General features: G+C 64.8%; 13 protein-coding genes. 2 read left to right on the top strand and 11 right to left on the bottom strand.

Annotated elements, in window-relative coordinates; genetic code table 11:
- Positions 1-95 precede the first annotated feature (95 nt).
- Positions 96-2315 carry an NADP-dependent isocitrate dehydrogenase gene (locus ACV095_RS14950; protein WP_144600502.1) on the top strand — a complete coding sequence of 740 codons (2220 nt, stop codon included), beginning with the start codon at positions 96-98 and terminating at the stop codon, positions 2313-2315.
- 93 nt (positions 2316-2408) lie between these two features.
- Here ACV095_RS14950 and ACV095_RS14945 read toward each other — a convergent pair whose 3' ends face one another.
- The 7 genes from ACV095_RS14945 to ACV095_RS14915 all read right to left on the bottom strand — a co-directional run bounded on the left by ACV095_RS14945 (position 2409) and on the right by ACV095_RS14915 (position 10637).
- The gene (locus ACV095_RS14945; RefSeq protein ID WP_478222159.1) at positions 2409-2921 is read right to left on the bottom strand and encodes a hypothetical protein; all 513 of its coding nucleotides are present in this window, start codon (positions 2919-2921) and stop codon (positions 2409-2411) included.
- On the bottom strand, positions 2918-4201 hold the full coding sequence (locus tag ACV095_RS14940) for a serine/threonine-protein kinase (protein WP_026266154.1): 1284 nt from the start codon (positions 4199-4201) through the stop codon (positions 2918-2920). The genes ACV095_RS14945 and ACV095_RS14940 overlap by 4 nt, the downstream gene beginning before the upstream one ends.
- A 282-nt stretch (positions 4202-4483) precedes the next feature.
- Complete coding sequence (locus tag ACV095_RS14935; protein WP_478222158.1) at positions 4484-6010, bottom strand: hypothetical protein; 1527 nt, start codon at positions 6008-6010, stop codon at positions 4484-4486.
- An 88-nt stretch (positions 6011-6098) separates the two neighbouring features.
- Positions 6099-7067, bottom strand: a complete 969-nt coding sequence (locus ACV095_RS14930) for a hypothetical protein (protein WP_478222157.1) — start codon at positions 7065-7067, stop codon at positions 6099-6101.
- A gap of 208 nt (positions 7068-7275) precedes the next feature.
- Entirely contained in the window at positions 7276-8346 is a 1071-nt protein-coding gene (locus ACV095_RS14925) for a Gfo/Idh/MocA family protein (RefSeq protein ID WP_478222156.1), read from the bottom strand.
- A 120-nt stretch (positions 8347-8466) separates the two neighbouring features.
- Positions 8467-9174 (bottom strand): ABC transporter ATP-binding protein, encoded by a 708-nt coding sequence (locus tag ACV095_RS14920; RefSeq protein ID WP_018770244.1) that lies wholly within the window; start codon positions 9172-9174, stop codon positions 8467-8469.
- A gap of 2 nt (positions 9175-9176) precedes the next feature.
- Positions 9177-10637 carry an ABC transporter permease gene (locus ACV095_RS14915; RefSeq protein ID WP_134164572.1) on the bottom strand — a complete coding sequence of 487 codons (1461 nt, stop codon included), beginning with the start codon at positions 10635-10637 and terminating at the stop codon, positions 9177-9179.
- Between the two features lie 145 nt (positions 10638-10782).
- Between ACV095_RS14915 and ACV095_RS14910 the strand changes: the two genes are divergently transcribed.
- Positions 10783-11817: an AAA family ATPase gene (locus tag ACV095_RS14910; protein ID WP_056393433.1), complete on the top strand. Its 1035-nt coding sequence runs from the start codon at positions 10783-10785 to the stop codon at positions 11815-11817.
- A gap of 174 nt (positions 11818-11991) precedes the next feature.
- Here ACV095_RS14910 and ACV095_RS14905 read toward each other — a convergent pair whose 3' ends face one another.
- The 4 genes from ACV095_RS14905 to ACV095_RS14890 all read right to left on the bottom strand — a co-directional run bounded on the left by ACV095_RS14905 (position 11992) and on the right by ACV095_RS14890 (position 17352).
- Entirely contained in the window at positions 11992-13095 is a 1104-nt protein-coding gene (locus tag ACV095_RS14905; protein WP_056332472.1) for a substrate-binding domain-containing protein, read from the bottom strand.
- A 46-nt stretch (positions 13096-13141) separates the two neighbouring features.
- Positions 13142-14425, bottom strand: a complete 1284-nt coding sequence (mmsB, locus tag ACV095_RS14900; RefSeq protein WP_056393436.1) for a multiple monosaccharide ABC transporter permease — start codon at positions 14423-14425, stop codon at positions 13142-13144.
- Positions 14426-14470: 45 nt separating this feature from the next.
- Positions 14471-16030, bottom strand: a complete 1560-nt coding sequence (gene mmsA / locus ACV095_RS14895) for a multiple monosaccharide ABC transporter ATP-binding protein (RefSeq protein ID WP_056393438.1) — start codon at positions 16028-16030, stop codon at positions 14471-14473.
- Between the two features lie 131 nt (positions 16031-16161).
- The gene (locus ACV095_RS14890; protein ID WP_018770238.1) at positions 16162-17352 is read right to left on the bottom strand and encodes an ROK family transcriptional regulator; all 1191 of its coding nucleotides are present in this window, start codon (positions 17350-17352) and stop codon (positions 16162-16164) included.
- Positions 17353-17385 lie beyond the last annotated feature (33 nt).

Genomic DNA, 17385 nt, shown 5'->3' with positions numbered 1-17385 from the left:
CGGTACGCTTCAAACTGGTGTCCTCGGGTAAGTTGTACATGGTGAAATAGACCGAATTTTCACAACCAAGCCGACCCACAGGGAGACGCCCGCGCATGTCCAAGATTATCTACACCCACACCGACGAAGCGCCGATGCTGGCTACCTATTCGTTCCTGCCCATCATCGAGGCGTTCGCTTCGACAGCAGGTGTGGAGGTGGAGACCCGCGACATTTCGCTCGCCGGCCGCATCATCGCCCAGTTCGGTGACTACCTGACCCCCGAGCAGCAGATCGGTGACGCCCTTGCTGAGCTCGGTGAGCTGGCGAAGACGCCGGAAGCCAACATCATCAAGCTGCCCAACATCAGTGCCTCCATCCCGCAGCTGAAGGCCGCCATCGCCGAACTGCAGGGCCAGGGCTACGCGCTGCCGGACTATCCGGACAACCCCTCCTCCGACGAGGAAACCGCCGTCCGCTCGCGCTACGACAAGATCAAGGGCTCGGCCGTGAACCCGGTCCTGCGCGAAGGCAACTCGGACCGCCGGGCCCCGCTGTCAGTCAAGAACTACGCCCGCCAGAACCCGCACTCCATGGGCGCCTGGACCCCTGACTCCAAGACCAACGTGGCCACCATGGGCCAGGATGACTTCCGGTCCAACGAGAAGTCCGTGGTCATCGAGTCCGAGGGCACCATCGCCATCCAGCTGGTCCGCGAGGACGGCTCGGTGAAGGTCCTGAAGAAGGCCTTCCCGGTCCTGGCCGGCGAGGTCATCGACGGCACTGTGATGCGCGCCGCCGCCCTGGATGAATTCCTGAAGGCCCAGGTGGCCCGCGCCAAGGAAGAAGGCGTGCTGTTCTCCGCACACCTGAAGGCCACCATGATGAAGGTCTCGGACCCCATCATCTTCGGCCACGTGGTCAAGGCCTACTTCTCCGAACTCTTCGAAACCTACGGCAAGCAGCTCTCGGCAGCCGGCATCAGCCCCAACAACGGCCTTGCCGCCATCCTGAGCAGCCTTGAGGACCTTCCCGCGGATGTGCGCGACGGCGTGCAGAACCTGATCAAGAAGGGCCTGGAAGACGGTCCCGCCCTGGCCATGGTGGACTCGGACAAGGGCATCACCACCTTGAACGTCCCCAGCGACGTCATCGTGGACGCCTCCATGCCTGCCATGATCCGCAGCTCCGGCCACATGTGGGGACCGGACGGCAAGGAAGCAGACACCCTGGCCGTCCTGCCGGACAGCTCCTACGCCGGCATCTACCAGGTGGTCATCGATGACTGCCGCGCCAACGGTGCCTACGACCCCACCACCATGGGCACTGTGCCGAACGTTGGCCTCATGGCACAGGCAGCCGAGGAATACGGCAGCCACGACAAGACCTTCGAGATCCAGGAAGCCGGCCGGATCCAGATCGTGGACGGCTCGGGCAACGTGCTGATCGAACACGAGGTTTCCGAGGGCGACATCTGGCGCGCCTGCCAGACCAAGGATGCCGCCATCCGGGACTGGGTCAAGCTGGCCGTCACCCGCGCCCGAGCCTCGCAGACCCCGGCCGTGTTCTGGCTGGACGAGGAACGCGCCCACGACGCCAACCTCATCGCCAAGGTCAACGAGTACCTGAAGGACCACGACACCAACGGCCTGGACATCCAGATCATGTCCCCGGTCAAGGCGATCGCCTTCACCCTGGAACGCATCCGCAAGGGCGAGGACACCATCTCCGTCACGGGCAACGTGCTCCGCGACTACCTCACGGACCTGTTCCCCATCCTGGAGCTGGGAACCAGCGCCAAGATGCTCTCGGTTGTTCCGCTGATGAACGGCGGCGGACTCTTTGAAACCGGTGCCGGCGGTTCCGCGCCGAAGCACGTCCAGCAGCTGCTCAAGGAAAACCACCTCCGCTGGGACAGCCTGGGCGAGTTCCTGGCGCTGGCCGTCAGCTTCGAGCACCTGGCCACCACCACGGGCAACGCCCGCGCGCAGGTCCTGGCCGACACCCTGGACCGCGCCACCGGCACGTTCCTGCTGGAGAACAAGTCCCCGAGCCGCCGCGTGGGCGAGCTGGACAACCGCGGGAGCCACTACTTCCTTGCCCGCTACTGGGCGGAGGAGCTGGCCAAGCAGACGGACGACGCCGACCTGGCCGCCGCTTTCGGTTCCGTCGCCAAGGAGCTGTCCTCCAAGGAGGAGACGATTGTGGGCGAGCTGGCCGAGGTCCAGGGCTCACCCGTGGACATTGGCGGCTACTACCGCCCCGAGGATGCCAAGGCCTCCGCGGTGATGCGTCCTTCCGCCACCCTTAATCAGGTCATCGCCGGCCTGGCCTAGCACCGGCCGCTGCTGCGGCAGCTGACAAAGAGAGGCGGTGCCCGGATCGTTCCGGGCACCGCCTCTCTTTGTGCTCTTTATAGTATGGGCGGGTTAGTTCTTGCCTTTGCCTTTGTCGGCGTTGCTGTTCTTGCCGGTGTCCGCGCCGGAGCCGCCCGCGTTGCCCTGGGCCGGTGCCGGGGCGGGAGCCGGCTGGGGCGCGGGTGCCTCGGCGGTGGGGGATGGGCTTTGAGCTGCCTGCGCGGCGTTCCGGGCATCCTCGGCGGCTCTGGCCGCAGCCTGCTGTGCGGCGACAACCTCGTTCAGGTCTGCCCGGACAGCGGAGGCCACGGTGGTGATGCTGCGGCGCCGTTCCTCCGAGACCTTGCCCTTTGCCTGCAGTGAAGTGAGGTCGGCTTCAAGACCTTCCAGTGCCTTCAGTGCCGACGCAGGATCGTTTTGGGACGACGCCTGCGTCACTTCCAGCACGCGTGCCTGGAGCTGTGCCGCAGCTTCGCGCTGAAGGCCGTTTCCCGGCGCCGCGCAGGCGCTGAGGAACCCTGCCGCCAGAAAGGCCGCCGAGAAAGCCAGGACCAGCCGGCCCGGGATTGTCTGCCGCGGCGTCACGGCTCCACGCTTTTCTGCAGCTCCTGCAGATGGTCGCCCAGGACGCCGGTCACGGTGGGATAAGGGACGACGTCGGCGGGCCGGGCCGAGATGCTCATCATCACCGCAGCCACGGCTGCAGCAATGACAAGGACACCAAGCACGACGACCAGCCATATCCGTTGGTTCCGGGAGAGGCGGGGTGTGCGGGGAGCCTTGCCTGCGGATGCACCGGCAACCACTCCGGCCGTTGCCACTCCGCTCGTTGCCACTCCGGAACCAGCCGGCGATGCAGCAGGTTGGGCGGCTGATGCGGGATCGGCAGCCTCTGTAGAGGCCGCTGCCTCGCGCACATCATCCACCGATTCTTCAGCGGTGATCGAGGGCGGGTGGAAGGGCATGGCGGGAAGCACCCGCGTGGTTTCCGGTGCCAGTTCTCCCGGCGTTGAAGCCGGCGAGACCAGTGCCTGGCGGAGTGCCGTTTCGATGTCGGCGGCCGCAGGGCGTTCCAGCGGCTCGATGCCAGTCATGGAACGGATGAGGTCCGCCCATTCCGGGGGAACGTCGTCGGGGATCTCCGGGGCGCGGTGGAGCCGGGCAACGGCGGATTCCACTGCGCTGCCGGGGTACTCCACGGTGCCCTTGATGCACTCAAGCAGCACCAGTCCAAGGGAGTAGATATCCGTGGCTGACGAAAGGGGTTTGCCAAGGGCCTGCTCGGGGCTGAGGTAGGCAGCCGTGCCCACCATGGTGCCCGTGGCCGTGAGCCGGGTGGAATCCGCGATCCTGGCGATGCCGAAATCCGTGAGCTTGGGCCGCAGCGGCTCACCCGGGCGGATCTGGACCAGGAGGATGTTCCCCGGTTTGATATCGCGGTGGATGATGCCCAGGCCATGAACGTACGCCAGAGCGTCGGCGATGCCGGCTCCGATCACGGACAGCTCTTCCAGGGGTACCCGGCTGTGCCTGATGCGGCTGCGCAGGTCCTGGCCCTCGACGAGTTCCATGGTCAGGAAGGGCCGGGGCTCGTCCGGAATGCGGTCATCGATTCCGGCGTCGAAGAGCGTCACCAGGCCGGGGTGGTTCAGGGTGGCCAGAAGTTGGATTTCGGCTTCCTGCCGCTTAAGCTCGTCCGCATCCGGAGCCTGCGGGGCGAAGAGTTTCAACGCCACGTCACGGCCCAGCTTTTCGTCCCGTGCGCAGTACACCGACGACATCCCGCCGCGGCCTATGACCTCACCTAAACGATAGCGACCGCCGACAACTTCATTCTTGATGGAGCTAGGCGATTCCGCCACCATGACCGTTCCTCCCGGTGCGCTGCGGCACTGTCGTACCTCAAATTATACGGGCGGGACGGCGGAACCAGCGATTGACCTAGGGTTTCGCGTTGCGACACGCCGACGGCCCGGCGGCGATTTCAAACACGTTCGCCGCCGGACCATTGGCTACAAGGACATGTGTGCTGATGACATGTTTTGTACTGTGACTTGGTTGTTCGGTGGGTGTCCTCCTCTCGTCAGCCCGCCGGGTGCTGCCGCTTCAGGCGCGTGCGCGGGCGGTTTCCTTACAGGACTCAGGCCTCAGGACACCTTGCGCTTGCGGAGCATCAGGAGTCCGCCTGCCAGAAGAACCAGTGCCAGGGGAACCAGCGCTCCGTCCCAGCCGGTGTTGGCCAGGCGGGTGTGGGCTGAGCCGGTGTTGGCAAGGGCAGGATTGCCGCCAGTCGGAGTGCTCCGCGGTGTGGTGACCGGGGCGATGGCCCCGCTCACTGCGGTGGAGCCTGCCGGTGCAGCGGTGAAGTTGCCGCTTCCTGCAGTACCAGTACCGCTTGTGGAGTCATTGCCGGAAGTCGAGCCGCCGTTGCCGGCAGGGTCGCCTGACCCCGGAGTGCTGGTTCCGGGATCAAGGGTGCCGGTGTCTCCGGTGGTGCCGTCTCCCGGGGTGGTGGTTCCCGGGTCAGTGGTGCCGGGTGTGTTGGTGCCCGGAGTGCTGGTTCCGCTGTCATTACCGAGTCCGATACCCAGGTCAATGCCAAGGTCGACAACGGCATCCAAGCCGCCAGCGTCCGCAGTTCCGGTGTCCACACCGGCTCCGAGGTCGATGCCTGCGTCGACTCCACCCGATGTATCACTGCTGGTGACGCCACCGATGGTGAGGTCGAGAACTGCCTCAACGGTAGTGCCGAGCCCACTGGTATCGCCGGCACTCACGCCGCCGAGTCCCAGGTCTGCGGCTGCGTCCACGGCGAGGTTTGCCGTGGTGCCGTCCGTGGTGCCGGTGCCGGTGCCGGTGCTTCCGAGGCCGAGGTTTACGTCCACTGCGGCGGCCAGGTCGGTGGTGCCGGTTGTTGTGGGGTCGGTGGTGCCGGCGAGTCCCAGGTCTGCGGCTGCGTCCACGGCGAGGTTTGCCGTGGTGCCGTCCGTGGTGCCGGTGCCGGTGCCGGTGCTTCCGAGGCCGAGGTTTACGTCCACTGCGGCGGCCAGGTCGGTGGTGCCGGCGAGTCCCAGGTCTGCGGCTGCATCGACGGCGAGGTTTGCCGTGGTGCCGTCCGTGGTGCCGGTGCCGGTGCCGGTGCTTCCGAGGCCGAGGTTTACGTCCACTGCGGCGGCCAGGTCGGTGGTGCCGGTTGTTGTGGGGTCGGTGGTGCCGCCGAGTCCCAGGTCTGCGGCTGCGTCCACGGCGAGGTTTGCCGTGGTGCCGTCCGTGGTGCCGGTGCCGGTGCTTCCGAGGCCGAGGTTTACGTCCACTGCGGCGGCCAGGTCGGTGGTGCCGGTTGTTGTGGGGTCGGTGGTGCCGGCGAGTCCCAGGTCTGCGGCTGCGTCCACGGCGAGGTTTGCCGTGGTGCCGTCCGTGGTCCCGGTGCCGGTGCTTCCGAGGCCGAGGTTTACGTCCACTGCGGCGGCGACGCCTGTTGAGCCGGCCGGCGTTGGGTCACCCAGCAGGCCCAACGACGTCGAGTCAGCGGGCGCCGCCGCCGAGATGAGGGCGGAAGCGGAAAGATCCGTCCCGCTGGTGGTGTCCGCTGCGTTTGCGGCAGCGCAGCCGAAGGCCAGAAGGCCGCCGGCAAAGAGGGTGCTAAGCAGCCCCCTGCGAAGGGTGCAGTTCATGATGGTTACTCCTGAAGTTGAGGTAGTTCGGGCGCTTATCAGCTGCCCGTAAAGCCACGTGCTGCCCGTTGGGGGCAGACGGCCTCAACTAGTCAGGGGAAGAACCGGGGTCGAACGACACCGGCGCAGGGGCGTGCTCGGAGGCCTCGCCGGCGGGAACAGCGCCAGGGCGCTCAAAACCAAAATAGGCAGGGCTAAGCCATGCTGCGGCACCGGATGAACCGCCGGATGATCCAACGCTGCCGGTGCCGGATCCCGGTGCGGCAGGAACCTGGGCAGGCAGCGGTGCCGGCTCGACGGGAAGGGACTGCCCCGACGCGGGGTCAGCCGGGACAGACATGCCAGCCCACGGGGAGAACGTGTTGGCCAGGGCTGCACTGCGTACCGTTGCCAAGGCCGCGCTGCCGCCGGCAACCGGCGCCGTGGGCGACGCATCCGATTCCTGCCCCGGTTCCAGCCCCGTTCCGGCCCCATCCGGAAGGATTTCCAAGGCCACGGGCTGAGCTGCCGCGGGGCCAGGGACAACCCCGGAAGGAAGATCTGCCGGCACGGCGTCAACGGCCGGGGCGGGAAGCGGAAGTGGAGCGGTGCCGGTCAGAAGATCGGCAACGGGCTGCAGCGCCGGTTCAAGTACCGGGACGGCCTCGGCTGCAGGGGCTACAACAACCTGCACCACCCCGGCCGTCACGGTGTCGGCGATCTCCCCAACGGGAGCGGAGACAGTGGAAAGGGTTCCCGCCGGAATCACCTGGTCCAGCACGGGAACGGAGGTAATGAGGTTGTCGGCAACGCCGGCGACCTGGGCTACGACAGGCTGCACCAGTCCAGGGCCTGCAGCAGGTCCGGCCGGGGAGGCAGCAGGAGCCGGTGAAACAGTGTCCGCAAGTTCGTAGGCCAAGGATGAGGCCGAGCCGGTGACGCTGCCGAGCAGGGAAGGGGAGTCAGGCCCGGCGTCGGCGGATGCTGAAGTTGACGAAAGCGCCAGCCAAGTAACTGCGGCTGCCCCGGCAAGGAGCGCTGGTCGCAGGGCACGCCATGGCGAACTCATGCTAGCCATGCGTACCACCCCCCAGTGAGCTGTGCAATCAATGCTGGCTAAAGCCTATGACTCCTTGTTGCCGCAAGTCCAGACTTTGCTAAAGGGATTTTACAAAGGGCGGGAACAAGCACTGAAGGTGTCAAGGGCGAAAGCAGGAAGTCACATGCCCCAACCTCACCGCGAAAGCCGCCTTGCCGGCGTCGAGCATCTTTCGCGGCGCCTCCTGCTAATGGCCGTCGTTGGGGTAGGTCACACCGAGCTGGGCACGAACGCCATCGAAAAGCCGCATGGTGTTCAGTGTGTCTTCGAGCGGCATCACCGGACTCTCCGTCACTCCCTGCTGGACACACCGCATTACTTCGCGCAGCTCGTAGGTGTACCCCTTGCCCACAACGTCGAAGGTTTCCGTCCGGCGGTCTTCCCACCCCTTGGTGATGAGGAGTTCGCGGGGGTTGTTGATGGAGCCCACGCTCTGCAGGAAGCCCAGGTTCCCTGCGACGGTCGCCGTGCGCGGACCGTGTGCCAGGAGTGAGGAGGTGAGCTGGACCTGGGCCGCGTGGCCGTAGCCGAGGGTCATGGCGTTCTGCGAATCCACGCCGTCGTCGTTGACGAAGCCCGTGGCGCTCACGGTGTGGGGAAAGCCAAGGGTGCCCAGCGCCCACAGGAGCGGGTAGACGGACAAGTCCAGCAACGCCCCTCCGCCGTCCTTCCGCGCCCACAACCTGGCCGTGGGGGAGTAGGGGGCGGGGAAGCCCAGGTCCGCGGTAATCCAGTGGATGTCGCCAAGTTCACCCGAAGCTGCGATCTGGAACGCGCGCTGCATCGAGGGCAGGAACCGGCTCCACATGGCTTCCATGAGGAAGAGACCTCGGCTGCGGGCAACATCGATGAGCTCGGATGCTTCCCGGGCGTTGATGGTGAACGCCTTCTCGCAGAGCACGTGCTTGCCGGCGTTGAGGGCGGCGAGAACCATCTCGTGGTGCTGCGCGTGCGGCGTGGCGACGTAGACAACGTCCACGGCGTCATCGGCGAGGAGCCGCTGGTAGCCGGGGACACCGCCGTCGTCACCATAGGCTTTTGCGAAGTCATAGGCCACGGCAAAAGCGTCCGCGCTGTCCTGTGCCCGGGAGCTGACCGCGTACAGCTCGGCGTCTTCAAGCAGCGCGAGATCCTGGGACACGGCGCGGGCGATGCTGCCCGTTGCAATAATTCCCCAGCGCAGGGGAGCCCCGGTGGCGGAGCGGGGATCCTGGTCAGGCTGGCTGGAAAGCCATGGCGTGGCGATGGGAGCAGTCATAGCTGCAATCCTGTCACAGCGGCGGGTGAGGACCGGGGACGTGCCGGCGACGGGGACAAGTAATAAAGGGGCCAACGGTGGGGGACGGGATGTCCCCCACCGTTGGCCCCTTGGCTGAGGTCAGGCGGAAGCGGCGACGGCAGTCCGGCCGCGGACCGGTTCCTCCGTCAGCTTGCCCTGCTGGAGGCGGAAACGGCGGTCCGTCTTGTTCGCCAGGGCCCGGTCGTGGGTGACCACCAGGATGGTGGTGTCGTGGTCGCGGCTCAGCGAGCTGAGGAGTTCGATGATGTGGTCGCCGGTCTGTTCGTCAAGGTTGCCGGTGGGCTCATCGGCGAGGATGAGCTTCGGTTCGTTGGCCAGGGCCCGCGCAATGGCCACCCTTTGCTGTTCGCCGCCGGAAAGCCGGTTGATGCGCCGTTCGTGCTTGGACGGATCCAGCTGGACCTGCTCCAGCAATTCCCTGGCGCGCTCCAGCCGGGCGGCCTTGCGCACCCCGGCAAATTCCATGGGGAGCATGACGTTGTCCACGGCGGACAGGTTGGGGATCAGGTTGAACTGCTGGAACACGAATCCGATGTCCCGGCGGCGGTATTCCGTCAGCTTGCTGTCCGGCAGGCTCGCCAGGCTGACGCCGTCCACGACGACGTCTCCGCTGGTGGGCTTGTCCAGTGCCCCAAGGAGGGACAACAGGGTGCTCTTGCCGCTGCCGCTCTTGCCCACGATCGAGGCCAGGGTGCCCTGGTCCAGGGCGAAGCTGACGTCGTTGACCGGTTTGATGGTGCGGTCACCGGAGTTGAAGGTGCGGACCAGGTTCTTGACTTCTATCATGGCTATTCTCCTCGCAGGACTTCGATGGGACGGATGCGCGCGGTGAGCAGCGCGGGAACCAGGGCGCCGATGATGGCGACACCGAACACAGCAGCGATGCCACCGGCGATCACCCCCGGTGAGGCGCTGGCGGTCACGGAGTTCAACAGCTGGGAAGCGCCGCCGAAGGGTCCGCCCTGGCCGCCCGGGAAGCCCGCGCCACCACCGGCCCCGCCCGGGACACCGCGGCCCGTGGCGGCGGTGGTTCTGGTGGTGTTGCTGCTGATCAGTGCCGAGGCGATGCCGCCGCTGGCGAACGATGCAATGGCGGCACCGACGGCGCTGCCCAGGGCTGCCAGGACCAGTGCCTCGAGGACGAACTGCAGGCCGATGGTGCGGTTGGGCGCGCCGATCGCCTTCAGCACGCCGATTTCCCGGCGGCGCTCGCGGACCAGCATCACCATGATGAGCAGAATGATGAGCCCTGCGGTGCCCAGGGCGGCGATGAAGGCGATGAAGGAAATGTTCTTGACGCTGTCCAGCGAACTGACCGCGGTCTGCAGGTTCTGGCCCTGGGTGACATCGGCCTTGTCCGTGCCGAGAGCCGTCTGCAGGGCCGTCTTGGTGCTGGCCACGTTGTCCATGGAGTTGACCGTGACGATCATGCTGGACAGTTCACCCGGTGTGCCTGCCAGGGTCTGGGCGGTGGGGAGGGTGACATACACAGCGTTGTTGCCAAAGGTGGTGCCGGCGTCGAACAATCCCGAGACCGTGTAGGTCTGGTCGTTGATGGTGAAGGTGGAGCCAACCGTGAGGTTGTTCTTCCCTGCCAGGGTGGTGCCCAGCAGGGCACTGGTGGATGCTGCCGAGTAGTCGCCGAGCCCGGAGCCCTGCGTGATGTTCAGTGCCTTGCCGGTGGTGTCGACTTCGGCGCCAATGCCGGTGGCGGTGATCGGCAGGGACCGGACGGGCTGCTGCGTGGTTCCGGTGGAGCCCGTGCTTCCGTTGGCCTGCTGGTTGCGGTTGCCAAGGGTGCCTGCGTCCACCGCCGCCGTGAGGCTGGTGGTCAGTGTGGCTGCCGCCTGGCCGCCGGGGCCTCCCTGCCCGTTCTGGCCTCCGGGCCCTGCCTGCCCGGTCTGTCCCGTTTGCCCGGCCGCGGCCTGTGCGGCCGCTTCGGTGGCATTGCGAAGCCGCAGGGAGGATGTCCCGACGACGGCACTGACGTTGGGCACGCCGGCGGCCGTGGCTGCCTGGCTGGTGGTGAGCGGCTCACCGCCGCCTTCGAAACCTTGCCCGCCGGCGGGGTTGACGGTCAGGACGGTGCCGACGGACGCATTGAGCTCCTGCACTTTCGCCCCGACCGCCTGGTTGGCTACCAGCATGGCCAGGGCAAGGCCAATGGCGACGGCCAGCACCGCGACAACAGCTGCGGTGCGGACCTTGTTTCTGAAGGCATTGCCTACGCTTCGGGCAAGGACGCTCACGTTACTCCTATGACTCAGGTGCCGGCGCGGAGGGCCGGCTTCGCATCAACCCTCGCTGGGCATCCTGTGCAGCAATCCGGCCCCACCTGTGTCTGGGCTGTGAAGGGCAGGGCCGGGAATCGAGTGCTGGTACTACAGTGGATGCATGGCTGCCAGCCGCAATCCGCTTGACGACCTGCGCGAAACCATCGGCCGTCTGGCCGATCAGCTCAAGCTGCCCGGTTCGGAGCGCGTCGACGACCTGGTGGGCGATCTCATGGCTGCGAGGCCCGGGCCGGCGCGGCCGCTGTCCGAGCTGCAGGCCGAGCTCGACGCCCTGGTCGGACTGGAGACAGTGAAGGAACAGGTGCGGGCGCTCGTCGCACTGCTCCAGGTCCAGGCCCGCCGTAAGGCGCACGGCCTGCCGGAGGTGGCCACATCACAGCATCTGGTATTCCTCGGAAACCCGGGCACGGGCAAGACCACCGTGGCGCGGCTCCTGGCCGAGATGTACCGCGCGGTCGGCCTGCTGCAGAAAGGCCATCTGGTCGAGGTCGACCGTTCGGGCCTGGTAGGGCAGTACGTCGGCACCACCGCCATCAAGACAGACCGGGTGATCCGGCGCGCGCTGGACGGCGTCCTGTTCATTGACGAGGCCTACGCGCTGGCCCCGGAGGACGGCCGGATGGATTTCGGCCCCGAGGCGATCGAGGTCCTGCTCAAGCGGATGGAGGACCACCGCCACCGCCTGGTGGTGATTGTGGCCGGGTACCCGCGGCTGATGGAGTCCTTCCTGCTCTCGAACCCCGGACTGCGCTCCCGGTTCGCCCGTGAAATCACGTTCCCCGACTACTCCGTCGACGCACTCCAGACGATCTTCCACCGGATGCTGGCCCAGCACGAGTACAGGCTGGAGCCGGGTGCGGACCAGATGCTGCGCCGCATTTTCACCGGGCTGCACGCGGGCGAGGACTCCGGCAACGCGCGGTTCGCCCGCACATTGTTCGAGCAGGCGCTCAACCGTCAGGCGCTGCGGCTGTCGCTCGACGAGGAACAAAGTCTTGACGCGCTCGATCGTGAGGCCGTCATGACGCTCACCGCGGACGACATCGTCGGGGCCGCACTGGCCTTGGGCGAGGAGCCGGAGCCGGAACCGACGCCGGAACAGGAGCAGCCACGCTGGTGGCGCTGGCTGGTCTGACCGGATCTGCCGGCGCCGCGGCTTCGGGCTGCTCCCCGGACAGCGGACTGCCCTTAAAAAACGAAACTGCTCCCCGTAAGTCGGAACTGAATCTTCAGTCCAACTTACGGGGAGCAGTTCAGGGTGGGGCCGGGCTTCCCGGCCTCCGGGTGTACCGGCTGGTTCTAGAAGCTGTTACTTGATGATCGGTTCGAGGACCGGGTCACCTTTGTAAGCAGTCTTCACATTGGCGGCCGTCACGATGACCGGCTCCAGCAGGTAGGCGGGAACCACCTTGTTGCCATTGTTGTAGGACTTGTCGTCGTTGACCTCAGGCTTCTTGCCCGCCTGGAGGTCCTTGACCATGGTGATGGCGTGCTCAACGAGCTTGCGGGTGTCCTTATTGATGGTGGAGTACTGCTCGCCCGCAAGGATCGACTTGACGGACTCAACCTCGGAGTCCTGCCCGGTGACGACGGGAAGCGGCTTGCCGGCGGCCTTGACTGAAGTCAGGACGGCACGGGCCAGAGTGTCGTTGGGGGAGAGGACGCCGTCCAACGACTCGGTTCCGTACGATCCGGTCAGGATGGTATCCATGCGGCGCTGGGCGTTCTCAGCTTTCCAGTCCTGGGTCACAGCCTTCTCAAACGTGGTTTGGCCGGAGAGAACCTTCAGCGTGCCGTCGTCGATCTTAGCTTTCAGGACGCTCATGGCACCGTCGAAAAACACCTTTGCATTGGCATCGTCCGGCGAGCCAGCGAGAAGCTCAACGTTGTACGGGCCGGAGGGCTTCTTGGCCTTCATCCCGTCCAACAGCGCCTGTCCTTGCAGCTGGCCGACCTTGAAGTTGTCGTAAGCCACGTAGTAGTCCACATTCTCGGTGTTCAGCAGCAGGCGGTCGTAAGCGATGACCGTGGCTCCGGCGTCCTTGGCCTGCTTGAGCTGGGTACCCAGCTGGGACCCGTCCAATGCACCCACGATAACCACCTTGGCGCCCTTGGCGATCATGGCACTGATCTGGTTCTGCTGTTCGGCCACACCATTGTTGGCGAACTGGACCGTGGGTTTGAAACCGGCACTGGAAAGACCGTCGTTGAACAGCTTCTCCGCCAGGACCCAGTTCTCGCTGGTCTTCTTCGGAAGTGCCACACCGATCGCCGAGTCCTGCGGGAAGCCTCCGGCTCCCCCACTGGCGCCACCGCCAGAGTTACTGGGTTCGGAACGTCCGCAGCCCGTCAGCGCCAATGCTGCGATGGCAGCTACCGCTGCTGCCTTCCCTGCTTTGCCAAACATTCGCATTTCTTGTCCACTTTCTTTTGGGGGTGTTGGGGTCAGGAAGTCCTGCTCAGGCTTCCCTGGAGATGGTTTCTCGTGTAGAGGTGACCTCGTCCGGCTGAAGAGGGGTGCCGGGTCCGCTGGATGGACGGTTGAAGTTCTTCATCATCAATCCGATAATTGACGCCCGTCCCTGTGACTTGTTGTACACATCGATGGCAACTGCCACCAGCAGCACCAGGCCTTTGATCATGGACTGCCAGTCAGCGCCGACGCTGAGCAACTGCAGACCGTTGTTCAACACGGCCATCACCAGACCACCGACGATGGAGCCGATGACCGTACCGACGCCGCCAGTCACCGCCGCACCGCCGATGAACACTGCGGCGATGGCATCAAGTTCCCAGCCTGTGCCGTCAGAAGGTCCCGCCGAGGTGGAACGGGCAACGAAGATCATTCCGGCCAGTCCGGCGATGATGGACATGTTCATCATGACCAGGAAGTTGATCTTCTTTGACTTCACGCCGGAGAGTTCTGCCGCGTGGCGGTTGCCACCCACCGCATATACGTGCCGTCCAACGACCGTTTTCGAGGAAATGAAGCCATAAATCAAGACCAGCACAGCGAGAATGAGGCCGGGGATTGGGAAGGAGGTGCCCGGACGGCCAGTGGCGAACAGGTAGGTCGCGTACAGAATTGCGCCGCAAATCAGGACCAGCCTGAGGACGCTCACCCAGGTCTCCGAAACCTCAGCGCCGAGGGCTTTGGCCATGCGCCGGCGCCGTATTTCACTAAAGACCACGAACGCGACTGCTGCAAGTCCAAGGAGGAGCGTGAGGTTGTTGAACCCAGTGTCTGGCCCGACTTCAGGCAGGTAGCCTGCTCCGATGTACTGGAACTCCCTTGGGACAGGAATGGAGTTGGACTGGCCAACAAACTGCTGCGCCCCGCGGAAGATCAGCATGCCCGCCAAGGTGACGATGAATGCGGGGATGCCGACATAGGCCGTCCACCACCCTTGCCAGGCTCCGATAGCGGCCCCCAGGCCGAGGCCCAGGAGGATAGCCAGGTACCAAGGGAGGTTCCAGTCCCGCATCGTGATGGCCACCATCATCCCGACGAACGCCGCCACCGAGCCTACCGACAAGTCGATGTGGCCGGCGATGATCACCAGCACCATGCCGATGGCGAGGATGAGGATATAGGAGTTGCCATTGAAGAGGTTGATGACGTTACCCGGGGTAAGCGTGATGCCGCCGGTGAGCCACTGGAAGAGAACTATCAGAGCCACCAAGGCAAAGATCATCCCGAACTGGCGGGTGTCACCACCGAAGAGTTTCTTGAGCGCGTTCATTGTTTTGGTCCTTGTTTCTGGAAGGTTCTGGAAAGCTCCAGAGGGTTAGGCAGCTTTTCGAGTGGTGGAGGTCATGAGCTTCATCAGGCTTTCCTGGCTGGCTTCCTCTTTGTTGAGCACCCCGGTGATGGCACCCTCGAAGATCGTGTAGATGCGGTCCGAGAGACCCAGAAGTTCCGGCAGCTCAGAGGAAATCACGATGACGCCCTTGCCCTGGTTGGCAAGCTCCTGGATGATGCCGTAGATCTCGTACTTGGCCCCGACGTCGATGCCGCGGGTGGGTTCGTCCAGGATCAGCAGGTCGGGGTCCGTAAACATCCATTTGGCCAGGACCACCTTTTGCTGGTTGCCGCCGGACAGCTTGGCCACCCCTTCCTGTACTGAAGGGGCCTTGGTCCGCAGCGACCGACGATACTGCTCCGCCACAGCGAATTCCTGGTTGGTGTCCACCACACTGCGTTTGCTGATCTTTTCGAGGTTGGCGGAGACCGTTGTGGTCTTGATGTCGTCAAGCAAATTCAGTCCGAGGGATTTCCGGTCTTCGGTAACGTAGCCCAGTCCGGCGTCGATAGCTTGGTGGACGCTTTTGAGTGTGACTTCCTTGCCGTTGATATAGATCTGGCCGGAGACGAAATGGCCGTACGACCGGCCGAAGACGGAACGGGCCAGTTCGGTGCGGCCCGCGCCCATCAGCCCGGCGAAGCCGACGATCTCGCCGCGGCGTACAAAGAAGCTGGAATTCTTACATACCAGCCGGTCCTGGATCTGAGGATGGGCGACGGTCCAGTTCTTCACCTCGAAGAACACTTCGCCGATCTTGGGGGTGTGGTCCGGGAAGCGGGACTCGAGGGTCCGCCCCACCATGCCCTTGATAATACGGTCCTCGTCCACGCCGTCGGCCTTCACGTCAAGGGTTTCGATGGATTTGCCGTCACGGATGATGGTGATGGAGTCGGCGATCTGCTCAATTTCGTTTAGTTTGTGGGAAATGATGATGGACGTGATGCCCTTGGCCTTCAGCCCGAGCATCAGGTCCAGCAGGTGCTGGGAGTCGGACTCGTTGAGGGCGGCAGTGGGCTCGTCCAGGATCAGGATCTTCACGGACTTGTTCAGCGCTTTGGCGATCTCCACCAGCTGCTGCTTGCCTACGCCGATCTCCTTGATGGGCGTGTCCGGATCATCCCGCAGGCCCACCCTCGCCAGCAGGTCCAGTGACCGCAGCCTGGCTTCGGCCCAGTCGATCACGCCCCGCTTTGTGGGTTCGTTGCCAAGGAAGATGTTCTCCATGATGGACAGCTCCGGGATCAACGCCAGTTCCTGGTGGATGATCACGATGCCGGCGTGTTCGCTGGCCCGGATATCCCTGAACTGCTGGACCTGCCCCTGGTAGACGATGTCGCCGTCGTAGCTGCCGTAAGGGTAAACGCCGGAGAGGACTTTCATCAGGGTGGATTTGCCGGCGCCGTTCTCGCCGCAAATGGCGTGGATCTCACCGGCTTTGACCCGAAGGCTTACGTTATCCAACGCTTTAACGCCGGGGAATTCCTTGGTGATGGACCGCATCTCGAGAATGATCGGATCCGTATGCGTGGTCTGGGACGTCATGAACCCTAACCCTCCAATGCAATGACTTCTTTGTCCGGCCGGCAAAGCGCAGGGCCGTCTGAACCAAAAGTAAACTGGATCACAGCTGTTGTCGTCAAGTCTTTAACGCAATTGCTGGGTAACGATGTGGTCTACGGCTTGCGGATTCCGGCGTGCTGGAAGACCAGGGCGGCCGCGCCGAGGGCCTCTGCCCGGTCGCCCAGGGAGGACATGGTGAGGGTGGTGGTCTCCCCGATGACCGGCACCGCATGCCGGATCAGCCCCCTCCGGATTGGGTCCAGAAGGATGTCCCCCAGGCCTGCCAGCGGCCCGCCCACCACGATCACCTCGGGGTTGATCAGGTTCGCAACATTGCCCAGCGCCCGGCCCACCGCCAGTCCTGCGTCGTCCACCACGCGCAGGGTGGCGGAGTCCCTGTTCAGGGCCTTGCGGACAATATCCGCCGGCGTCAATGGCCGGTCCTCGCCCCGGCTGAGGAGCTCAATCATGGTGGTGGTGGATGCTATGGTTTCGAGGCATCCACGGTTGCCGCAGCGGCACACCAGGCCCTGTTCGTGGATGGTGGCATGGCCTATTTCGCCGGTGATTCCAACGTTGCCGTAGTACGGCGAACCGTTGAGGATCAAGCCGGCGCCGATGCCGGAACCGATCTTCAGGAACATCAGGTTGCTGACGCCGGAGTGCTGCCCCCAGGTCACCTCGGACCATGCGCCCAGATTGGCGTCGTTGTCAACGAACACGGGGATTCTCAACGTTTCCTCCAGGTGCTGAAGGATGTTGATGCCCACCCATTCGGGAAGGATGGCCCCTTGGGCCACGGTCCCGGTCCGCCGGTCAATGGGGCCCGGAATACCGACGCCGGCGCCCACCACGGAGGTGCGTTCCACCCCGCTTTCCCGGAGTAGTTTCTCCAGTAGTTCCACCGCTGCATGGATGCCCTCATCCGCCTGGTGGCCCAGCGGGAGCAGCACTGATTCTTCAGCGATGACGTGGTAGCTGAGCGAGGCCAGGACCACCCGCAGGTGCCGCCGGCCGAAGTCGATGCCGACCGCCACGGCGCCGTTGCTGTTCAGTCGCACATTCAGCGCCCGGCGCCCTGAACTGGTTATCGGCTCTGTGGATGCCAGGCCGGAGTCAAGCATGATTTTGACGATGTTCGAGACGGTGGCGGTGGAGAGCCCCGTCTGCCGGGCGAGCTCCGCCTGCGTGGACGGGCCGCCCATGAGTGCCTCAATAATCCGCTGCTGGTTCAGTTGCCGCAGGGCGGACTGGGACCCCGGATTCTTGGGCTTGCTCCTCGTTGAGCGCGTGGTTGCGGACATGCTAAGAAGATTGCCCTATCGCTGCTCTTGTAG

This window comes from Arthrobacter sp. JDC6 (assembly GCF_056484025.1).
This window is presented reverse-complemented; position numbering and strand designations above follow the sequence as displayed.

Coding starts and splice junctions, on each gene's coding strand:
- ACV095_RS14950 (WP_144600502.1), top strand. CDS start 96: ATGTCCAAGATTATCTACACCCACACCGACGAAGCGCCGATGCTGGCT.
- ACV095_RS14940 (WP_026266154.1), bottom strand. CDS start 4,201: ATGGTGGCGGAATCGCCTAGCTCCATCAAGAATGAAGTTGTCGGCGGT.
- ACV095_RS14935 (WP_478222158.1), bottom strand. CDS start 6,010: ATGAACTGCACCCTTCGCAGGGGGCTGCTTAGCACCCTCTTTGCCGGC.
- ACV095_RS14930 (WP_478222157.1), bottom strand. CDS start 7,067: ATGGCTAGCATGAGTTCGCCATGGCGTGCCCTGCGACCAGCGCTCCTT.
- ACV095_RS14925 (WP_478222156.1), bottom strand. CDS start 8,346: ATGACTGCTCCCATCGCCACGCCATGGCTTTCCAGCCAGCCTGACCAG.
- ACV095_RS14920 (WP_018770244.1), bottom strand. CDS start 9,174: ATGATAGAAGTCAAGAACCTGGTCCGCACCTTCAACTCCGGTGACCGC.
- ACV095_RS14910 (WP_056393433.1), top strand. CDS start 10,783: ATGGCTGCCAGCCGCAATCCGCTTGACGACCTGCGCGAAACCATCGGC.
- ACV095_RS14905 (WP_056332472.1), bottom strand. CDS start 13,095: ATGCGAATGTTTGGCAAAGCAGGGAAGGCAGCAGCGGTAGCTGCCATC.
- mmsB (WP_056393436.1), bottom strand. CDS start 14,425: ATGAACGCGCTCAAGAAACTCTTCGGTGGTGACACCCGCCAGTTCGGG.
- mmsA (WP_056393438.1), bottom strand. CDS start 16,030: ATGACGTCCCAGACCACGCATACGGATCCGATCATTCTCGAGATGCGG.
- ACV095_RS14890 (WP_018770238.1), bottom strand. CDS start 17,352: ATGTCCGCAACCACGCGCTCAACGAGGAGCAAGCCCAAGAATCCGGGG.